The following is a 2,839-nucleotide window of genomic DNA, read 5'->3' as shown; positions in this document are numbered from 1 at the left end:
ATGATCACCACTTTCGAGCCGAAGGCGGCGGCACGCGCCACCGCCACGCCCTGGCGCTGGCCGCCGGACAGCGTTTCCACCGCCTGGCTGATGTTCTGGATGGTCATCAGGCCGAGTTCGGTGAGCTTGTCGCGGGCGCGCTTTTCCATCGCCGGACGGTCGAGCATGCGAAGCCAGCTGCCGAGCGGGCCGGGCTTGCGGATCTCGCGGCCGAGGAACATGTTGTCGGCGATCGACAGCGCCGGCGACAAGGCCAGGTTCTGGTAGACGGTCTCGATGCCGGCTTCGCGGGCCTCGATAGGTGACTTGAACAGAACCTGTTTGCCGTCCAGCTCGATGGTCCCTTCGTCGGGGTGCACCGCGCCGGAGATCGCCTTGATCAGCGTCGACTTGCCGGCGCCGTTGTCGCCGATCACCGCCAGGATTTCTCCCGGGTAGAGATCGAAGTCGCAGTTGTTGAGCGCTGTGACGCGGCCATAGCGCTTGGTGAGACCGCGCGCGGTGAGGACAGGCTGCTGGGTCATGACTACACCGAAACCTTTCTGATCCACTGGTCGATCGCGACGGCGCCGATGATCAGCACGCCGGTGAGCAGCACCTTCCATTGCGGATCGGCGCCCAGCATGTTGAGGCCCATCGAGACGACGCCGACGATCATGGCGCCGAACAGCGTGCCGAGGATCGAGCCGCGGCCGCCAAAGAGCGAGATGCCGCCGATCACGGTCGCGGTAATGGCCTGCAGATTGTAGTCGGTGACGGCGGCCGACGGTGAGATCGAACCGTTGCGGCCGATCGAGACCCAAGCCGCGAAAGCGGCGATCAGGCCGGCGAGCGTATAGACGGCGATCAACACCTTCTTGGTCTGGATGCCCGACAGCTTCGCCGCCTCGGGGTCGTCGCCAACGGCGTAGACGTGGCGTCCCCAGGCGGTGTGGTTGAGCACATACCACAGCACCGCCACCAGCACGACCGTGGCAATGACGCCGGCTGTCAGCACGGCGGAGCCGACCCTGAAGCTCATCGCGAACAGGTGCAGAAGCGGCGCCTGCGCATCGACATCGGCGTCGCGGATCGTCTCGTTGGCCGAATAGATGAAATTCGTGGCCATGACGATGTTCCAGGTGCCGAGCGTGACGATGAACGGCGGCAGCTTCATGTAGGCGACCAGCAGGCCGTTGAGCAGCCCGCAGGCGCCACCTGCAGCAAGGCCTACCACCACCGCGAGAATGGTCGGCATACCGTAGGTGATGGCGCAATTGCCCATGATGACGGCCGAAATCACCATGATCACGCCGATCGACAGATCGATGCCGGCGGTCAGGATGACCAGCGTCTGGGCGGCGCCGAGAATGCCGACGATGGCGATCTGCTGCAGGATCAGCGTCAGTGTGTAGGACGAGAAGAACCGTCCGCCGATGGCGATACCGAAGATGATGATCGACAAGACCAGCACGATCAGCGGCACGGCGGCCGGCGTGGAGTGCAGGAAATGCTGGGCGCGCTTGACTAATGACTTGCCGTGCTCATCGAAGGCGGCGACGCTGGTGTCGCTGCTCGAGAGAACCTTCTCGAATTCCTGAATCTGAGACATATCTCCTCCCGTCTGCGCGGAGCTTCTCACGGCTCCCCGTCCCGTTCACGCATTCCGGTCTGTCGCCTGGATTGTCAGCGCCAACGAAAGCGCATCGTCCACCCGATGCGGCCGGGGATCAAGCCCCAGCCGCAAGGTTTATGTGCCGGTCAGCCCAGCATCAGCCCCAGCACTTGTCGAGGCCTTCCTTGGTGTCGATCGACTTGACGCCGTTGGCCGGCTTGTCGGTGACGAGGTTGACGCCGGTGTCGAAGAAGTTCTTGCCTTCGGTCGGCTTCGGCTTGGTGCCGTCCTTGGCGAAAGCGGCGATCGCCTCGATACCGAGCGCGGCCATCTGCAGCGGATATTGCTGCGAAGTGGCGCCGATGACGCCTTCGGTGACCGACTTGACGCCGGGGCAGCCGCCGTCGACCGAGACGATCAGCACCTGCTTCTCGAGGCCTACTGCCTTGAGCGCCTGGTAGGCGCCGACCGCGGCCGGCTCGTTGATGGTGTGGATGACGTTGATGGTGTTGTCCTTCTGCAGAAGGTTCTCCATCGCCTTGCGGCCACCCTCTTCATTGCCGTTGGTCACGTCATGGCCGACGATGCGCGGATCGTCCTCATCGCCGATCTTGTTGGGGTCTTTCACGTCGATGCCGTAGCCCATCATGAAGCCCTGGTCGCGCAGCACGTCCACGGTCGGCTGCGACGGGGTCAGGTCGAGGAAGCCGATCTTGGCGTCCTTGGCCTTGTCGCCGAGCGTCGCGGCGGCCCAGGCGCCGATCAGCTTGCCGGCTTCGAGATTGTCCGTGGCGAAGGTCGCGTCGGCCGCGTCGATCGGATCGAGCGGGGTGTCAAGCGCGATCACCAGCAGGCCGGCGTCACGCGCCTTCTTCACCGTCGGCACGATGCCCTTGGTGTCGGATGCGGTGATCAGGATACCCTTGGCGCCGTCGGCGATGCAGCTTTCGATCGCCGCCACCTGGCTCTCGCTGTCACCGTCGATCTTGCCGGCATAGGTCTTGAGATCGACGCCGAGTTCCTTGGCCTTGGCGGTCGCACCCTCCTTCATCTTGACGAAGAAGGGATTGGTGTCAGTCTTGGTGATCAGGCAGGCGCCGACGCCGGCGGCCGATGCCGTCGAGGCGAACGCCATCAGGCCCAACCCGGCGGCCGCAAACACGGTGGACTTCAGCAGTGCTTTCTTGGTCACGATTTTCCTCCCAGTGGAACCATTGCGGACGCCGGGCCACCCGGCGTCTCAAG

General features: G+C 64.2%; 3 protein-coding genes. All 3 read right to left on the bottom strand.

Translation table 11 applies throughout. The features are described 5' to 3' along the window. Window positions 1–524 (bottom strand): ATP-binding cassette domain-containing protein (locus tag EN742_RS30455; protein WP_148670368.1); only part of this gene is annotated, 524 nt, incomplete at its 3' end. Window positions 525–526: 2 nt separating this feature from the next. After that, the gene (locus EN742_RS30450; RefSeq protein WP_126055824.1) at window positions 527–1,591 is read right to left on the bottom strand and encodes an ABC transporter permease; all 1,065 of its coding nucleotides are present in this window, start codon (window positions 1,589–1,591) and stop codon (window positions 527–529) included. A gap of 160 nt (window positions 1,592–1,751) precedes the next feature. Further along, window positions 1,752–2,768, bottom strand: a complete 1,017-nt coding sequence (locus tag EN742_RS30445) for a sugar ABC transporter substrate-binding protein (RefSeq protein WP_189347617.1) — start codon at window positions 2,766–2,768, stop codon at window positions 1,752–1,754. Between the last annotated feature and the right edge of the window lie 71 nt (window positions 2,769–2,839).

Source organism: Mesorhizobium sp. M4A.F.Ca.ET.020.02.1.1 (assembly GCF_004022645.1).
Classification (GTDB): Bacteria; Pseudomonadota; Alphaproteobacteria; order Rhizobiales; family Rhizobiaceae; genus Mesorhizobium.
Note: the sequence above shows the minus strand (reverse complement) of the source record. Positions and strands in the feature narration are given on the sequence as shown.

Bases quoted from the DNA above. Each gene is read 5' to 3' on its own strand.
- EN742_RS30450 (WP_126055824.1), bottom strand. From the start codon at position 1,591: ATGTCTCAGATTCAGGAATTCGAGAAGGTTCTCTCGAGCAGCGACACC.